This window comes from Deinococcus indicus (assembly GCF_002198095.1).
Lineage (GTDB): Bacteria > Deinococcota > Deinococci > Deinococcales > Deinococcaceae > Deinococcus > Deinococcus caeni.
Map to the genome: position 1 here is coordinate 32,800 of NZ_NHMK01000033.1, position 15,150 is coordinate 47,949.

At 70.0% G+C, this 15,150-nt stretch carries 18 protein-coding genes; 11 read left to right on the forward strand and 7 right to left on the reverse strand.

Going from position 1 to position 15,150, the window contains the following annotated elements; genetic code table 11:
* Positions 1 to 15 precede the first annotated feature (15 nt).
* Both CBQ26_RS19170 and CBQ26_RS19175 read left to right on the forward strand, forming a co-directional pair.
* Positions 16 to 480, forward strand: coding sequence for a universal stress protein (locus tag CBQ26_RS19170; RefSeq protein ID WP_088250209.1), 465 nt, complete (start codon positions 16 to 18; stop codon positions 478 to 480).
* Positions 477 to 1,388, forward strand: a complete 912-nt coding sequence (locus tag CBQ26_RS19175; protein WP_088250210.1) for a lactate/malate family dehydrogenase — start codon at positions 477 to 479, stop codon at positions 1,386 to 1,388. The genes CBQ26_RS19170 and CBQ26_RS19175 overlap by 4 nt, the downstream gene beginning before the upstream one ends.
* On the opposite strand, the gene CBQ26_RS19180 is transcribed toward CBQ26_RS19175, so the two are convergent.
* The 3 genes from CBQ26_RS19180 to CBQ26_RS19190 form a co-directional block, all read right to left on the reverse strand.
* Complete coding sequence (locus tag CBQ26_RS19180) at positions 1,360 to 2,535, reverse strand: LptA/OstA family protein (protein ID WP_143342209.1); 1,176 nt, start codon at positions 2,533 to 2,535, stop codon at positions 1,360 to 1,362. The genes CBQ26_RS19175 and CBQ26_RS19180 overlap by 29 nt on opposite strands.
* A gap of 91 nt (positions 2,536 to 2,626) precedes the next feature.
* Positions 2,627 to 3,526: an LptA/OstA family protein gene (locus tag CBQ26_RS19185; RefSeq protein WP_373297198.1), complete on the reverse strand. Its 900-nt coding sequence runs from the start codon at positions 3,524 to 3,526 to the stop codon at positions 2,627 to 2,629.
* 24 nt (positions 3,527 to 3,550) lie between these two features.
* Positions 3,551 to 4,162 (reverse strand): hypothetical protein, encoded by a 612-nt coding sequence (locus tag CBQ26_RS19190; protein WP_088250212.1) that lies wholly within the window; start codon positions 4,160 to 4,162, stop codon positions 3,551 to 3,553.
* 91 nt (positions 4,163 to 4,253) lie between these two features.
* Between CBQ26_RS19190 and CBQ26_RS19195 the strand changes: the two genes are divergently transcribed.
* From CBQ26_RS19195 to CBQ26_RS19225, 7 genes are read left to right on the forward strand one after another with little or no spacing between them, the layout of a single operon-like run.
* Entirely contained in the window at positions 4,254 to 5,024 is a 771-nt protein-coding gene (locus CBQ26_RS19195) for a TatD family hydrolase (RefSeq protein WP_088250213.1), read from the forward strand.
* A 57-nt stretch (positions 5,025 to 5,081) separates the two neighbouring features.
* Complete coding sequence (locus tag CBQ26_RS19200) at positions 5,082 to 5,396, forward strand: PadR family transcriptional regulator (RefSeq protein ID WP_088250214.1); 315 nt, start codon at positions 5,082 to 5,084, stop codon at positions 5,394 to 5,396.
* Positions 5,393 to 6,073 (forward strand): hypothetical protein, encoded by a 681-nt coding sequence (locus CBQ26_RS19205; protein ID WP_088250215.1) that lies wholly within the window; start codon positions 5,393 to 5,395, stop codon positions 6,071 to 6,073. The genes CBQ26_RS19200 and CBQ26_RS19205 overlap by 4 nt, the downstream gene beginning before the upstream one ends.
* Complete coding sequence (locus CBQ26_RS19210; RefSeq protein ID WP_088250216.1) at positions 6,070 to 6,678, forward strand: HAAS signaling domain-containing protein; 609 nt, start codon at positions 6,070 to 6,072, stop codon at positions 6,676 to 6,678. The genes CBQ26_RS19205 and CBQ26_RS19210 overlap by 4 nt, the downstream gene beginning before the upstream one ends.
* Positions 6,675 to 7,250 carry an HAAS signaling domain-containing protein gene (locus tag CBQ26_RS19215; RefSeq protein ID WP_088250217.1) on the forward strand — a complete coding sequence of 192 codons (576 nt, stop codon included), beginning with the start codon at positions 6,675 to 6,677 and terminating at the stop codon, positions 7,248 to 7,250. Before CBQ26_RS19210 ends, CBQ26_RS19215 begins: the two co-directional genes overlap by 4 nt.
* On the forward strand, positions 7,247 to 7,936 hold the full coding sequence (locus tag CBQ26_RS19220) for a hypothetical protein (protein ID WP_088250218.1): 690 nt from the start codon (positions 7,247 to 7,249) through the stop codon (positions 7,934 to 7,936). The genes CBQ26_RS19215 and CBQ26_RS19220 overlap by 4 nt, the downstream gene beginning before the upstream one ends.
* A gap of 18 nt (positions 7,937 to 7,954) precedes the next feature.
* Positions 7,955 to 8,551 (forward strand): nitroreductase family protein, encoded by a 597-nt coding sequence (locus CBQ26_RS19225; RefSeq protein WP_229844277.1) that lies wholly within the window; start codon positions 7,955 to 7,957, stop codon positions 8,549 to 8,551.
* A 15-nt stretch (positions 8,552 to 8,566) separates the two neighbouring features.
* Here the strand turns inward: CBQ26_RS19225 and CBQ26_RS19230 are convergent, their stop codons facing one another.
* The 3 genes from CBQ26_RS19230 to CBQ26_RS22150 form a co-directional block, all read right to left on the reverse strand.
* Positions 8,567 to 9,613, reverse strand: a complete 1,047-nt coding sequence (locus CBQ26_RS19230) for an alpha/beta hydrolase family protein (RefSeq protein ID WP_088250219.1) — start codon at positions 9,611 to 9,613, stop codon at positions 8,567 to 8,569.
* Positions 9,614 to 9,617: 4 nt separating this feature from the next.
* Positions 9,618 to 10,616: an alpha/beta hydrolase family protein gene (locus CBQ26_RS19235; protein WP_373297199.1), complete on the reverse strand. Its 999-nt coding sequence runs from the start codon at positions 10,614 to 10,616 to the stop codon at positions 9,618 to 9,620.
* A 97-nt stretch (positions 10,617 to 10,713) separates the two neighbouring features.
* A complete protein-coding gene (locus tag CBQ26_RS22150) occupies positions 10,714 to 10,977 on the reverse strand; it encodes a hypothetical protein (RefSeq protein WP_172418174.1) in 264 nt (87 codons plus the stop codon).
* Positions 10,978 to 11,047: 70 nt separating this feature from the next.
* Here CBQ26_RS22150 and CBQ26_RS19240 point away from each other — a divergent pair, with 70 nt between their 5' ends.
* Together CBQ26_RS19240 and CBQ26_RS22985 are read left to right on the forward strand one after the other, a co-directional pair.
* The gene (locus tag CBQ26_RS19240) at positions 11,048 to 11,794 is read left to right on the forward strand and encodes an Ig-like domain-containing protein (RefSeq protein ID WP_229844278.1); all 747 of its coding nucleotides are present in this window, start codon (positions 11,048 to 11,050) and stop codon (positions 11,792 to 11,794) included.
* A 16-nt stretch (positions 11,795 to 11,810) separates the two neighbouring features.
* Positions 11,811 to 14,432: a S8 family serine peptidase gene (locus CBQ26_RS22985; RefSeq protein ID WP_088250221.1), complete on the forward strand. Its 2,622-nt coding sequence runs from the start codon at positions 11,811 to 11,813 to the stop codon at positions 14,430 to 14,432.
* Positions 14,433 to 14,511: 79 nt separating this feature from the next.
* On the opposite strand, the gene cmk is transcribed toward CBQ26_RS22985, so the two are convergent.
* Positions 14,512 to 15,129, reverse strand: coding sequence for a (d)CMP kinase (gene cmk / locus CBQ26_RS19250; protein ID WP_088250222.1), 618 nt, complete (start codon positions 15,127 to 15,129; stop codon positions 14,512 to 14,514).
* Positions 15,130 to 15,150: the final 21 nt, after the last annotated feature.

A 15,150-nucleotide genomic window follows, 5' to 3' on the forward strand; every position in this document is an offset into this window, starting at 1 on the left:
GTGTACGTTCAGGGCATGACCCAGCACGAACAGGCAGCGACCGGCCACTTTCAACGCATCCTGGTGGGCGTGGACTTCTCGGAGTCGTCCGCGCACGCGCTGGGCGTGGCCCGCACCCGTTTCCCCGGCGCGACCCTGCGACTGGTCCACGTGACCGACGCCCGCGTGACCGCCGCCCCCGACCTGATGGGCGGCGTGAGCGCCGCCATGCCCGACCCCACCCTGCTGCACACCCTGGAGGACGCCGACGCCGCCCGCATGACGCAGCTCGCCCGCCCGGACGAGGAAACCGAACTGATGGTCGGTGACCCCGTGACCGGCGTGCTGGACGCCGCCGTCCGCTGGGGCGCGGACCTGATCGTGGTGGGCACGCACGCGCAGGGCGCCCTTGAGCACTTCTTCCTGGGCAGCACCGCCGAGAAGATCGTGGCGCGCAGCCGCATCCCGGTCCTGACGGTGCGCCGCGAGGAACGCGCGTGAAGGTCGGGGTGGTGGGCGCGGGACTGGTCGGCGCGACCGCCGCGTACGCCCTGACGCTGCGCGGCTCGTGCAGCGAGGTGATCCTGACCGACCAGAACAGCGACCGCGCCCGCGCCGAGGCGCAGGACATCGCGCACGCCGCGCCGGTCAGTCACGGCGTGCGCGTCGGCAGCGGGCCGGTGGCGGACCTGCGGGGCAGCGCAGTCGTGATCGTCGCGGCCGGCGCGAACCAGAAACCCGGCGAGTCCCGCCTGGACCTGCTCCAGAAGAACGCCGCCATCTTCCGCGAGCTGATCCCGCAGGTGGTGGCGGCCGCGCCCGGCGCGACGCTGCTGATCGCCACGAACCCGGTGGACGTCCTGACCGACCTGACCGCCAGACTGGCACCCGGCGCGTCCGTGATGGGGTCCGGGACGGTGCTGGACAGCGCCCGCTTCCGGCACCTGATTGCCGAGCACGCCGGGGTGGACGGCACGCACGTCCACGGCTACGTGCTGGGCGAGCACGGCGACAGCGAGGTCCTGGCCTGGAGTACCGCCAGCGTGGCGGGCCTGCCGGTCGCGGACTTCATGGCGGCGCGCGGCCGTGAGTGGACGCCGGAGATCCGCGCGCAGATCGACGCGGACACGCGCGGCGCGGCGGCGCAGATCATCGGCGGGAAGCACGCCACGTACTACGGGATCGGCGCGGCGCTGGCCCGCATCACCGAACGTGTCCTGGGCGACCGGCGCGGCATCCTGACCGTCAGCGCCCCCACCCCGGAATTCGGCGTGAGCCTGAGCCTGCCGCGCGTGGTGGGCCGGGGCGGCGTGGTGGACACCATCTCGCCCGCGCTGACCGGGCCGGAACGGCAGGCGCTGGAACGCAGCGCCGCCGTGCTCAGGGACGCGCTGGCAGCGCTGGACTGACCGGCCCCGGACTGACCGGCCCCGGACTGACCGGCGCTGGACCGGCAGGCGCTGGACCGGCAGGCGCTGGGTTTGTGGGCGCCGGGCTGGTGGGTCCTGGGCTGTTGGATCCAGGGCTGCCGGGCGCCGGGTCCGAGTCCGTGAATTCCCCGGTGATCGTGCCCCCCTCGGCCTTCATGGCGTACACCTCGTTGCGGTCGAGGTCGTACACGATCACCCCGGCGCGCAGGGTGTCGCCGCCCTGCACGCTCTCGGCCGGCTGGGCCGCCGTGCCGTACAGGCGGGCCACGTTGCGGGTGTCGTCGTACTCGACCCGCGCGGCGCGGCTGACCCGCCCACCCGCCGAGTTGAACACCACGTTCCCGACCAGGGTGGTCTTCTCGTCGTCCACGCTGACCTCGATGCGGTCACTCTGACCGGTCAGGGGATCAGTGTCGCTGCGGCGCGTGAACTTAATTGGCCCGTCGATGCGCGCCACGCCGTCGGCGCTGTCGTACAGCAGTTTCTGACCGCGCAGTTCCGTGCGGCCCTGCGTGACGATCACGGTGTCCGGCGCGGGTCTGGGCGTGGCCTGCACCTCGCAGCGGGTCAGGCGGTCGGTGGTGTCGGGCGGCACCTCCTCGCGCTCCAGGAAGCGGCCGCTGCCGGCGCTGGCCTCCACGCGGCCGTCACTGCCGTCCTGCCCGTCTTTCGGGGCGTTCTGCGTGACCACCGCCAGCGGCACCCGGATCACGTTCTTGTCGATGGTGATCTGCACGCCGCCCGCGCCGGTCTCGCTGAACACCGCCAGGGTCGGCGCGCCCTCCGGGTCGTCCGGGAGCGGCTGGCACAGCGCGAACACGCCCGTCGTGTCGTCCGTGCCGGTCTTGACGATCACGATGCGGCGGTCCTTGCCGTCCTTCTCGCTGCGGCGCACCAGGGTCAGGCTGGACTGCTCGGCACTGGCCTCCGGCGCGGCGTCCGGCGCCACATCCGGCCCGACCTCCGGCTCTGTGTCCGGGGGCGACGGCTGCGGCGCCGTCCCGGCAGGAACCGCCTGGGCGGGCGGGCTGGGGTCAGCCTGCTGCGCCCGCCCGCCCGGCACCGCGCCCGTGACCGCCAAGAGCGCGGTCAGGAGGACAGTGACGGTCAGGCGGGTGCGGGGCATGCGCGCAGTGTATACGGGTTCCGTCTGCTTCTCTCCCACTCGCTTCGCTCGGATTGAACGGGCTTTGCAGCCCATTCAATCGGAGTCCGTATTACTTCTCGCCGCGCAGCTTGAACTGCTCGGTCGGAATCTTGTACGCCGAGTTCAGGGCGCGCACGCGGCCGAGGTCGGTGCGCTGCTCCAGGTAGCCGCTGGCGGGGGCCTTGACGGTCACCTTGCTCTTGCTGTCCACGCTGACGGCGTTCCCGACCACGTACGCCACGTTCTTGCGGTCGTCGTAGTACACGGCGTCGCCGGTGGTGGTGGTGGTGCCCTGCACGAGTTTCACGCCGCCACGCACGTACAGCGTCTTGGTCTTGGTGAGCGCGCGGACTTCCTGGCCGGTGATGACCAGTTCCTTCTGGTTGCCTTTGGCGGCGCGGGTCAGGCTGGGTTTGCCGGTCAGCTGGGCCAGTTCGCGGTCCTCGTCGAACACCAGTTTGTCGGCCTGTCCGTTCTGCGTGCCGGTGGAGAGGGTCACGCCGCCCGTGCTGGTGGACACGTTGTTGTCCACGTCCAGGCTCATCTGCGCAGCCCTGATGGTCACGGTGTCGCCGTCCTCTTTCTTCTCGGGGACGAAGGTGGCGCTGGCGTTGCCGCTCAGGACGCCCTGCCCGGTCGTCTCGTCGTACGCGAGGGCCGTGCCGGCGGCGCTCAGGCGGCCGCGCGTGACCTTGACGGCGCCGGTGAAGTTCGCGGTGCGTCTGCCTTTCGCCTCGATCAGCGGCGTGCCCTTGGGCGCGGCCAGCACGGCCTGCGAGGCCTCGATGTTCAGGGTGCTGACCTTCGCCTTCACGGGGCTGCCGGTGAAGGTCAGGGGGCCGTTGCGCACGTCACCGCGCGGGCCGCCCTGGATGGTGATCAGGCGGTTGGTGGCGTCGGCCTGCGCCAGCACGGGCGCGGCGACGGTCAGGAGGGCCAGCAGGGACAGGGTCTTGGTACGGTTCATCATGGGACTCCTTGGGGGTTGGTGGGATCAGGCGCCGGGAACGCGCCGGCCGTTCTCGCAGCGTTCCTTGCCGTCCAGGTCGTATTGCCAGGTCGAGTTGGCGTTGTCTGAGTCCTCGATGTTGAAGTCGAAGCTCATGCGGAGTTTCTCGACGTGCCCGGTCATGAGCGGCGAGTCGAGTTCCGCGACCGGGGCGCTGAAGCCGCTGCCCTGCTCGATCTTCACGGGCGTCTGCTCGGTGCCGGTCAGGTCGATGTCGGCACACTGCTGCACCAGCGTGATGCGCGCCTGACGGGTCGTCATGTTGTCCTGCCCGTCGATGGTCAGGTCCGGGGCGCTCAGGGTGGCGTCCAGCGTCTGGCGGCCCGTCAGGCGGCCCGAGGCGTCCCGCTCGCGCAGCAACCGCTGACCCTGGCCCAGGTCGGTCAGGCGCGTCTCGCTGATCAGCGGGTCGTTCGTGACCTGCCCCGCCCGGAACTGCCACACGGCGTCCGGGTCGCGCGACGGGTACAGCGTGAGCTGCACGCCGGACAGCACGGCGCCGGTGGGCACGGTCGCGCGGTTCGCGCCGGGCAGCAGCGCGAAGATCAGGGCGAACCCCAGGATGCCCGTCAGGGCGTACAGGCCGAGTTTCTGCACGGGCGCACTCTAGCGCGCCCCTCTCATGAGAGTGGTGGGGATCGGGTGGGATACCTCGGGAGATCGTTCCGGCGACGTTACCCTGGGCGGCATGATCGACTCTCACACCCACCTCGACTACATCGACGATCCGGCGGGCGCGCGCGGCGAGCTGGGCCTGAGTGCCATGGTCTGCATCGGCGCGAGCCCCCAGCACGCCCGGAACGCCGTGGCGCTGGCCGAGCAGTTTGAAGACGTGTACGCCACGGTCGGCCTGCACCCCACCGACACGGACGAGGACAGCCCGGAGGCCCGCACGCAGATCGAGGCCCTGACCGGGCACCCGCGCGTGGTCGGCATCGGCGAGAGCGGCCTGGACGACTACTGGGACGACACGAAACGCGCCGCGCAGGTGTCGGCCTTCGAGTGGCAGCTGGACCTCGCGCGCCGCAGCGGGAAGGTGCTGGTCATCCACACGCGGGATAAGGCCGGGCAGGACAGCGCGCACCGGGGCGTGATGGATGTGCTGCGCGCGTGGCCGGACGTGCCGGTGATCCTGCACTGCTTCAGCGGGCACCCGGAACTGCTGCGCTTTGGCCTGGAACGCGGCGAGCACACGTACTTCGGCTTCGCGGGAAACACCACCTACAAGAACGCGCAGGAGATCCAGGCAGCCGCCCGCGACCTGCCCCTGACGCGGATGCTGCTGGAAACCGACGCGCCGTTCCTGGCCCCCGTGCCCAAGCGCGGCAAGCCCAACCGGCCCGGCTACGTGCGCCACACGCTGGAGTTCATCGCAGCCCTGCGCGGCCTGGACCCTGCCGAACTGGAGGCCGCGACCGACGCGAACACCCGCCGCGCCTACGGGCTGCCGCTGGCCTGACGGTCGGGCACAATACCTCGACTTGAGATGCATCCAAATCGGAGGTATCGTGCGAGCATGAACGCCCGCGAGCAACTCCGCATGCTCATCCTGGCCGTCCTGGACCGCCAGCCCGAACACGGCTACGCCATCGCCCAGGCCATCAACACCCGCAGCGAAGGCCTCCTGCGCGCCCGCGAAGGCACCCTCTACCCCGCCCTGCACGCCCTCGAAGCCGAGGGGCTCATCGAAAGCCATGAACACGAGGTCGCCGGCCGCACCCGCCGCGAATACCGCCTGACCGACAAGGGCCGCGCCGCCCTGGCCCGCACCCGCCGCGACTGGCAGGCCCAGGTCGGCGCCGTGCAGGCCGTGCTGGGAGGGAACGCATGACCGGCGAACTCCGCAGCCTGCTCAGCCCCCGCCTCCAGCCTCCCCGGACCGTCGCGGAGTGGCTGGAAGTCGCCACCGACGGCCTGACCCCCGAAGCCGCTCACCGCGTCCGCCACGACTACCTGAACCACCTTCAGGACACCCTCGCAGCCCAGCCTGACCTGACCCACACCGACATCCTGCGCCGCTGGGGCTCCGCGCACACCGCCAACCGCGAACTGCGGCGCACCCACCTGACCGTCCGGGACGCCCGCCGCCTGCCCCCCCGCCACCTCAGCCTGGGCGGCAGCCTGTGGTCCGCGTCCGCCCCGGTGGCTGGCCTGACGGTCGCCGCACTGCCGGACCTGCGGCGCGGCGAAGCCGTCACCCCCTTCCTGCTGAGCGTGGGCATCCTGACCGCACTGGCCCTGCTGCGCTGGTGGGTGCTGTCCCGACCGCTGCCCCCCACCCGCCGCACCGCTGCGTACTGGCTGACCGAGCCCCTCGGCGGCGCCCTCATGGCCGGTCTGGTGGCCGCCCTGTGGTTCCTGCACACCGGCACCCTGACCCCCGACCGACTGATGGCCTGGACCCGCGAACCCGCCTCCTGGGTTGCCCTGAGCTTCTTATCCTTGCACATCTGGCGACTCTCGCTCGCCGTGAACGCCAGCCGCAAACTCGGCGCGGAGACAGCGTGACCCTGCACGACTGGCTGACCGTGGCCCTCCGCAATCTCGCCCCCGCCGCACAGGAGCGCATGACCGCCGAGTACCGCGCCCATGTGCAGGACGCCATGATGGGCGGGCTGACCGAACCGGAAGCCGTCGCCACCCTGGGCGACCCCGCGCAGGTGAACCGCGCGCTGCGGCGCACCCAGTTGACGGTGCAGGACGAGCGGTGGTTGCGGCACCTGACCTCGCCGGGAACGCGCACGCGCCGCGAGTCACGCCGGGTGCTGTGGCTCCTGCCGCTGTGCCTGCCCGCCTGCGCCTTCATCTTTCAGCTGATCTTCGGGCTGTACGTGAGCTGGTCGTGGCTGACTGCGACCGCTGTGGTGGGTGCGGTTACTCTGGTCCTACTGGCCGATCTGCGCATGGGCGACACCCTGCAGGCGGGCCTCCGCTCGTCCCGGCGTGGCATGACCCTGTTTGCGGCGCTGCTGCTCGCGTTGCTGCTCGCCCCGTGGCCCGCACCCCTGTCGCTGCCCGCGCAGTTGTCCCTGCTGGCCGGACTGGCGCTGCTCGCGCTGGCAGCGTGGCGACTGTCCAGCCTGCCGCGCAAACTCACGGATGTGCCGACGTGACCCTGTACGACTGGCTGAACGTCGCGCTGCGCGACCTCGCCCCCGCCGCACAGGAGCGTATGACCGCCGAGTACCACGCACACGTTCAGGACGCCATGACAGGTGGACTGACCGAACCGGAAGCCGTCGCTACCCTGGGCGACCCCGCGCAGGTGAACCGCGCACTGCGGCGCACGTACGCCACAGATCAGGAATTGAGGAACGGGCAGGGTCCGAAGGTGTGGTGGCTCATGCTGCTGCTGGTCGCGGGGTACGGGCTATCCGCGCTGTGGTTTGAACAGGCTGTCGAAGCTGTTGCAGCGGCCACCGCCCTCGTGCTGGCCTGCCTGGCATGGGTGCTCGTACGAAGCGAACCACGGCCGGTCAGGAATCTCCTGCTGGCCACGACCGGACCGTGGCTCTTCAACTTCACCTTATGGCTGGGCTGGAGCGTGCAGGCGTGGCTGGGTGATCCGCCCTCCTTCGGGGCCATCCTATGGCTGCTGACAGTCCTATGGGTGGTATGGCTGGTCGACACCATGCAACAGGCCCGCCGGATGCGGCGCACCCTGACCCTCGGGGGCCGGGCGTGACTCCGGCTGATCTGAACGCGGATCTGGCCGCCTATCTGGATGAGGTGACGGCGCCGTTCCCGGAGGATTCGGCGGCGCGCATCCGGGCGGACCTGACCGGGCATGTGCTGGAGGCCGTGGCGCCGGGTGAGCCGGACGCTGCGGCCATCCGGGAGGCGCTGGCGGCCCTGGGTCCGGCGGCCGAGGTGCGGGCGGCGCTGGAGGGGCAGTTCTTCACGCGGGCGGACGTGGCGTGGCTGGAGCGGGACGGGCAGGTGCGGCGCCTGCTGACGGATGGCGTGAAAGCTTCCGGGCCGCTGTGGCGGGCAACCCTGGGAATCCTGGGCGGCGTGGGCCTGTTGACGTGGCTGATCTGCGGCTGGCCGGGAATCCCCGCGCTGATCGGGTCACGGAGCTTCACGTGGGCGGTGCCTGCGCTGCTGGCTCTGGAACTGGTGCTGTTGGAGTCCGTGCGGCGGTTGATCCTGCGGCAGCCCGCACGGTCCGCAGCGGTGTTGCACCGCATGTATGGCACGCTGTTGGCCCCGTTGGGATTCGCGCTGAGTCTGCCGGTGTTCGCGCCGGATGTGGTGACGGAACCGCTTCTGCTGGCGGCGGCTCTGGGCGCGGCGCTGCTGTGGGCGTACCTGACGCGTCCGCGTGAGGCGCTGACCCTGGCCGGGAAAGCGTGGCGGGGTGCGCGGTGAGGACGGCATAGTGGGGGCATGACGACGCTGGACGCTACCTTTCCCCCCGCTGCCCTGACGGTGCTGGACGTGATCCGTGCGCGCCGCACGGTGGATATCGGTCTGCTGAAACCCGACGCGGTGCCGCGTGAGGTGACCGAGGCGATTCTGGAGGCGGGGATCTGGGCGCCGAATCACGGGCGTACCGAGCCGTGGCGCTTCACGGTGTTCACGGGTGAGGGGCGCGCGAGGCTGGCGGAGGTGTTCGCGCAGGCGTACGCGGCGGGCACCGCGCCGGACCGTGAGGACGAATCGGCGCTGGAGTCGCAGCGGGCGCGGGCGTGGCGGGCGCCGCTGTGGATCAGCCTGGAACTACACATGCCCGAGAAGCCGAAGATGCCCGAGTGGGAGGAGCAGGCGGCGCTGGCGTGCGCGGCGCAGAACATGTGGCTGGCGGCGACGGCGTTCGGGCTGGTCGGGAAGTGGGTGAGCGGGCCGGTGATGGTCAGTCCGGTGGCGGCGCAGGCGCTGGGCGCGCCGAAACTGCTGGGGTTGCTGGTGCTGGGCTACCCGGCGGCCGAGCGGCACGCGGCGACCCGCGCGCCTCTGGCGGACAAGGTCACCTGGGTGGAGTGACGGGCGGCATCCGGGTTACAGGTTGTCCCTGAAGAACTGCACGCTGCGGTTCAGGGCGGTGCGGAGGTTGCGGGACAGGTTGTGGTCGTCGCCCTCGTAGCGGTACGCCTCGACGCCCTGCCCAGCGTTGCGCAGGTCGTCGGCGAGGTTCTTCTGGAACGAGTACGGCACGTCGGCGTCGTTCGTGCCGTGGTGCAGCTGGATGGGCCGGCCGTTCAGTTCCCGCAGGTAGGCGTTGGGGCTCAGGAGGCGCAGGTAGCGGCGGTTCAGGGCGTCCAGCGTGCGCTTCTCGCCGGGGGGTGGGTTCCAGTCGGTGGACAGCACGTCGTAGCTGGCGATCACGCCCGCCCACAGTGAGGCGGCTTTCAGGCGGGGGTCCACGATCATGGCTTTCAGGCTCAGCTGGCCGCCCATGGAGTGCCCCCACAGGCCCAGGCGGTCGGGGTTCACGCGCGGGTCGCGCCGGAGGCTGGCGGCGGCGTTCAGGACGTCCACGGTGTAGCCGGGGTCGTTGTAGCCGCCGCGCGCCTCTCCCTCGCTGCTGCCGTGCCCCCGGTAGTCGCTTTTCAGGGTGACGAAGCCCGCGCGGGCAAAGGCGTCCTGGTACGCCACGTAGCGTTCGGTGGTGCGGTACTCGGCGGGCGGGATATACCCGTGGTTGAACACGATGGCGGGCCACCCGTCCTTCGGCGGTGTGCCGCGCGGCACGGTCAGCAGCGCGTTGATCCGAAGGCCCTCGGACTGGTAGCTGACCACCTGCCGGGTGTAATTGCTGCCCGGCGCCAGGGTCTGCCGCACCGTCAGGGCGCTGCCGGGGTACTCGCGGGCCTTGAGGGCCTGGATGCTGACCGGGTTGCGGGCCACGGCGGCCTTCAGGGCGGTGTCACCGAAGTCCGGGAGGCGGCTGTCCCCTTGCGGCGGCGCCTCTCCGGGCGCGGCGGGCGTGCCCGTGACCGGCGGGTTCCAGGGCAGGCGGAACGGCAGCGATTCCGGCTGCGTGACTGCCACGAACGCCGCCCCGAGGATCAGCGCGAACAGTACAAGGTTGATCAGGCGGCGCACAGGGTTACAGCCGCTCCCGGAAGAACTGCACGCTGCGGTCCAGGGCCGTGCGGAGGTTCCCGGACAGGTTGTGGTTGTCGCCGGGGTACACGTAGTTGCCGCCCAGTTTCCCCAGCGGGCGCAGCTGCGCGGCCAGGGCCGTGTGGAAGGCGACGGGGACGTCCTCGTCGTTCGTGCCGATGTGCAGCTGTACCGGGCCGCCCAGGTCACGCAGGTACGTGTTCGCGCTGAGTTTGTTCCAGAAGGTGGGGTTCTCGCGGGGCGTGCCGTATTTCTCGACGGCCCGCTTGCGCAGGTTCAGCACGGCGCTGGGAATGCTGGCCGGGACGGGCGCGCGGCGCGTCCAGCTGTTCATCAGCTGGTCGTAGTCCCCGACCACGCCCGCCCAGATCACGCCCGCTTTCACGCCGGGGTCGATGGCCATGGCCCGCAGGCTCAGGAAGCCGCCCATGGAGTGGCCCCACATGCCGATCCGGGCCGGGTTCACGCGCGGGTCGCGTTTCAGGCTGCCCAGGGCGTTCATCACGTCGGTCGTGTAGCCCGGCGCGTAGTACCCGCCGAGCGCCTCGCCCTGCGAACTACCGTGCCCCCGGTAATCGCTTTTCAGCGTGATGAACCCGGCCCGCGCGAAGGCGTCCTGGTACGCCACGTAGCGTTCGGTCGTGCGGTACACCTTCGGGGGCACGTACCCGTGATTGAACACGATGGCGGGCCACCCGCCCTTCGGGGGCGTGCCGCGCGGCACGGTCAGCAGCGCATTGATCCGCAGGCCCTCGGACTGGTAACTCACGACCTGCCGGCTGTAGTTGCTCCCTGCCGCCAGGGTCTGCCGGACCGTCAGCGCGCTGCCCGGATACCCGCCCTTCTGGAAGGTCTGCCGGGCCGCCGGGATGCTCATCTGCGCGGCGTCCACGCGGGCCAGTGCCGCCGCAGACTGCGCGGACGCCAGGGAGGACGGCGCGGCCAGACACACGGCCAGGAGGGCAAGACGCGGCGGGTTCATACCCCTGAACGTAGAGCGATCGGGCGCCGCGCACTGCGGCTGAGCCGACCTTCTGCCCTTCAGGTTTTTCCCAGTCGCCCCTCATGGGCGCGCGGGCTCAGCGGCTCAGGTCGTAGGAGGTCAGCGTGGTGAACGGGGCGACACTCAGAAGCAGCAGGGCAGGCAGAACGGAACGCATGACCTCCAGGGTACTGGAGTCCGTGGCGAGGCGGGTGTGCGGCGACCCGGCTGGCCCGCCAACTGACCTGAAATCCAACTGAGAAAGGGCTGAAGTGGCCTTGTGGTGAGGCTCCATGAGCGTTATATTTGTTTTCCATAGCAACACAAACCCTGATTCCACATCAGGTGCCTGCACGGTCACGTCCGCCGGATTCCCTCCGCAGTTCGCCTTCCTCAAGGCGCACGTGCCCCACAGGTATCAAGGAGTTCCCATGAAGCGATTTGGTGCCCTTCCACTCCTCGCACTGACCGGCGCACTCCTCACGGCGTGCACGACTTCTGTCGGCGATATAGCCATTCCGGCCCTGACCGTCACGGTTGCTCCCAACCCGCTCGTGAGCGCCGGACCCGTCGCGTTCAAAGCCACCGCCACCGACCAGAGCGGCATCAGCAAGGTCGAGTTCTACGACAACGGCACGCTGGTCAGCACCGATACCTCCGCACCCTACGAGGCCAGCAAGAGCTACACCTTCGCGGACAACGGCAGCCGCACCATCATGGTCAAGGCGTATGACGGCAGCGGCAACGTCGCGACGAAAACCGCTCCCCTGACCGTCGCCATCGCCGACCGCAACGAACCGAACGACAGCGTGGCCGCCGCCACGGCCCTCACGGTGGGCACGCCGGTCAAGGGTGCCGTCGCGGCGCAGGGCCGGGATTACGACTACTTCAAGTTCACGGCCAAGGCCGGCGACCCGCTGAAACTGACGGTCAAGACCGGCAGCGTGGACCCCAAGAGCACCCTGGATCCCTACGTGATGATCCTGATGCCCGACGGCAAGACCGTGCTGGAGAAGGATGACGACGGCGGCAGCGCCATGGAGTCCGAAATCCGCTTCAACGTCCCGGTCGACGGCACGTACACGGTCGTCCTGACCAGCTTCAACATCCACAACGACGCGACCGCCACCGACGATCTGGCCACCAACACCTACGAGCTGCTGCTCAGCCGCCGCTGAACCCCAGGAGAACCCCGTGAAGAACACTGTCAAATCCCTGTCCCTGCTCAGCCTGGCCCTGGTGCTGGGCGCGTGCGGCAACAGCAGCACCGTCTCTACCCCCGTCACCTCTGGCGTGAAAGCGCCGCAGTTCACGGCCGTGCCCGGCAAGTGGTTCGTGGAACTCGAGGGCGACCCCACGGCCCTGAGCGTCCAGAGCGTCGGGGCGCAGCAGGCCGTGTTCCGCGCCCAGGCGGCCGCCAGCGGCATCCGCTACCAGGAAGTCATGAGCTTCGATACGCTGTTCAACGGCTTCTCGGTGCAGGCCGAAGAGGCGGAAGTGAACCGCCTGTCGCTGCTGCCCGGCGTGCGCGCCGTCTACCCGGTCGAGCAGGTGGAGCGTCCGGTCGTGCAGCGCGACCTGCTCTCCAGCCTGAACCCGGACATGATGACCGCCGTCAGCATGACCGGCGCCGACATCGCCCAGAACGAACTGGGCCTGACCGGTAAGGGCGTGAAGGTCGCCGTGATGGACACCGGCATCGACCTCGAGCACCCCGCCTTCAAGAACCGCGTGGTGGCCGGGTACGACTTCGTGGGTGACGCCTTCGGGACGGGCGGCAACTTCACGCCCAAACCCGACGACAACCCCGACGACTGCGGCGGTCACGGCACGCACGTGGCGGGCATCGTGGGTGGCGCCGACGCGGCCGCGAAGTTCAAGGGCGTGGCCCCCGACGTGACCTTCGGGGCGTACAAGGTGTTCGGCTGTGACGGCTCGACCAGCAGCGACATCATGATCGCCGCCATGGAACGCGCCTACAAGGACGGGATGCACATCCTGAACATGAGCATCGGCGCCTCGTACCAGTGGCCCGAGTACCCGAGCGCCAAGGTCGCCAGCCGCCTCGTGAAGCAGGGCATGGTCGTGACCGTCTCGGCCGGCAACAGCGGCACCAACGGCCAGTGGGCCACCGGCGCGCCCAGCCTGGGCGAGAACGTGATCGCCACCGCGTCGGTGGACAACACCCGCATCGACCTGAGCAGCTTCACGCTCAGCGACGGTTCGAAGGTCGGCTTCTACGCCGCCACCGGCTCGCCCGTGCCGACCAAGGGCACGACCTTCCAGGTCGCCAAGAAGCCCAGCAGCACGCCCACCACCACCAACGACGGCTGCACCGCCAGCGGCGGCTTCGCGGCTGGCAGCCTGACCGGCAAGGCCGCCCTGATCCGCCGTGGCAGCTGCACCTTCTACGAGAAGGCCAAGAACGCCCAGGATGCCGGCGCCACCGCCGTGATCCTGTACAACAACGTGGCCGGGTACATCAACCCCACGGTGACCGGCACGCCCGCCATCACCATTCCGGTCGTGTCCATCAGCGCCGCCGACGGCGCGAAGATCGACGGGCTGATCGCCACGGGCGCCAGCTTCACCTTCGACGGCGGCACCCTGAGCATCGAGAACCCGACCTCCAGCACCCTGAGCAGCTTCACCAGCTACGGCATGTCGCCCGACCTGGAACTGAAACCCGACCTCGCCGCGCCCGGCGGCTCGATCAAGAGCGCCTACCCGCTCACGGTGGAGCCCGGCGGCTACGCGGTCCTGAGCGGCACCTCCATGGCCGCCCCGCACGCGGCGGGCGTCGCCGCGCTGATGCTGCAGGCCTACCCCACCATGAAGGCCAAGGACATGCGCGCCCGCCTGATGAACACCGCCAGCCTGCGCAAGTTCCGCGCCGCCAGCGGCGTGACGACCTTCAACGACTACGTGCAGCGCCAGGGCGCCGGCATGATCGACGTGATCGCCGCGCACAACGCCACGGTCAGCGCCACCCCCAGCAAACTCAGCCTGGGTGAGAGCGACACCTTCGCCACCCGCAGCAAGGTGGTCGTCCTGAAGAACACCGGCGCGACCCGCGAAGTCTTCACCGTGAAGCACGCACCGGCCCTGACGGTGGCCGGCACCACGCTGGCCCCGGCCGCCAGCACCGCCGCCGCCAAGATGACCGTGAACGGCACCGACGTGGACGCCGGCAGCCTGATGATCGAGGTCGCGCCCTTCAGCGAGGTCGAGCTGAACGTGACCGTCACCCCGCCCGCCAGCGCTCCCGACAAGGCGCAGTACGGCGGCTACCTGAGCCTGCAGAGCAAGACGACCAGCAGCCTGGTCGTGCCCTACAGCGGCTTCAAGGGCGACTACCAGAGCATCGAGGTGCTGGGACGCGTCAACATCGGCGGCGCGAGCTACGACTTCCCCGTGCTGTACGACGCCAAGGAAGACGTGTTCTTCGAGGAGAACGAGGCCGTGACCACCCTGCCCGACTTCACCATGGCCGCCGACGACCAGCCCAGCGTGCTGGCCCAGCTCTCGCACCAGGCGCAGCGCATCACGCTGGAACTGCTCGACGGCAACGGCAACGTGATCGAGCAGCTCGGCAACTACCCCTACGTGGGCCGCAACGCCACGAACGTGTACGTGGACAGCACCAGCGACGCCTGGGACGCCTTCGGGTGGGACGGCAAGCTCAAGGGCGGCAGCAACGCCCCCAACGGCACGTACCAGCTGCGCCTGAAGGTCCTCAAGGCGCTGGGCGACGAGAGCAACCCCAAGCACACCGAGACGTACACCAGCCAGAAGTTCACCGTCAAGCGCCCCTGAGCGCCTGACCACCCGAGCCCAACGAAACGCCGCCCCGCAGACTGGGGCGGCGTTTTCCATTCGGATCAGTGCAGTCGGTTCAGCGCAGTCGGGTCAGGATGGTGTCGATCACGCCCTGCAGGTCCAGTGGGCCGGTGTCGATGACCAGTGCGTCGGGGGCGGGGGCGCTCTGGACGGTGTCGAGTTCGTCGCGGCGTTGCAGGTCGGCCTCGATGGCGGGCACGTCTTCCGGGCGTTCGCGGGCGCGGCGCTCGGCGCGGATGCGGGCGCTGGCGGTCAGGTAGAACTTGTGCGGCGCGTGCGGGAACACGTTGGTGCCCATGTCGCGGCCCTCGGCGACGAAGGGTTCGGGCAGGGCGCGCAGCTGGGCGTCCACCCATTCACGCACCTCCGGCAGGGCGGCCACGACGCTGACTCCCCGGTCCACGCGGGTCGAGTGCAGGTCGTCGGTGAGGTCACGCTCACCCTGCCAGACGCGGTTCCCGCCGGCCAGGGGTTCCAGGCGGACCGGGTGGGTGCCCAGCAGTTTCAGCAGGCCGGGGGCGCCGCGCAGGTCCAGGTCCGCTTCCAGGCCCAGCAGGGTCGCAGCGCGGTACAGCAGGCCGCTGCTCACGTACGGCACGCCGAGTGCCTGCGCGACTCCCGAGGACACGCTGGATTTTCCGCTGGCCGCCACGCCGTCAATGGTCACGATCATCAAGAGGGCAGTGTAGCGCGG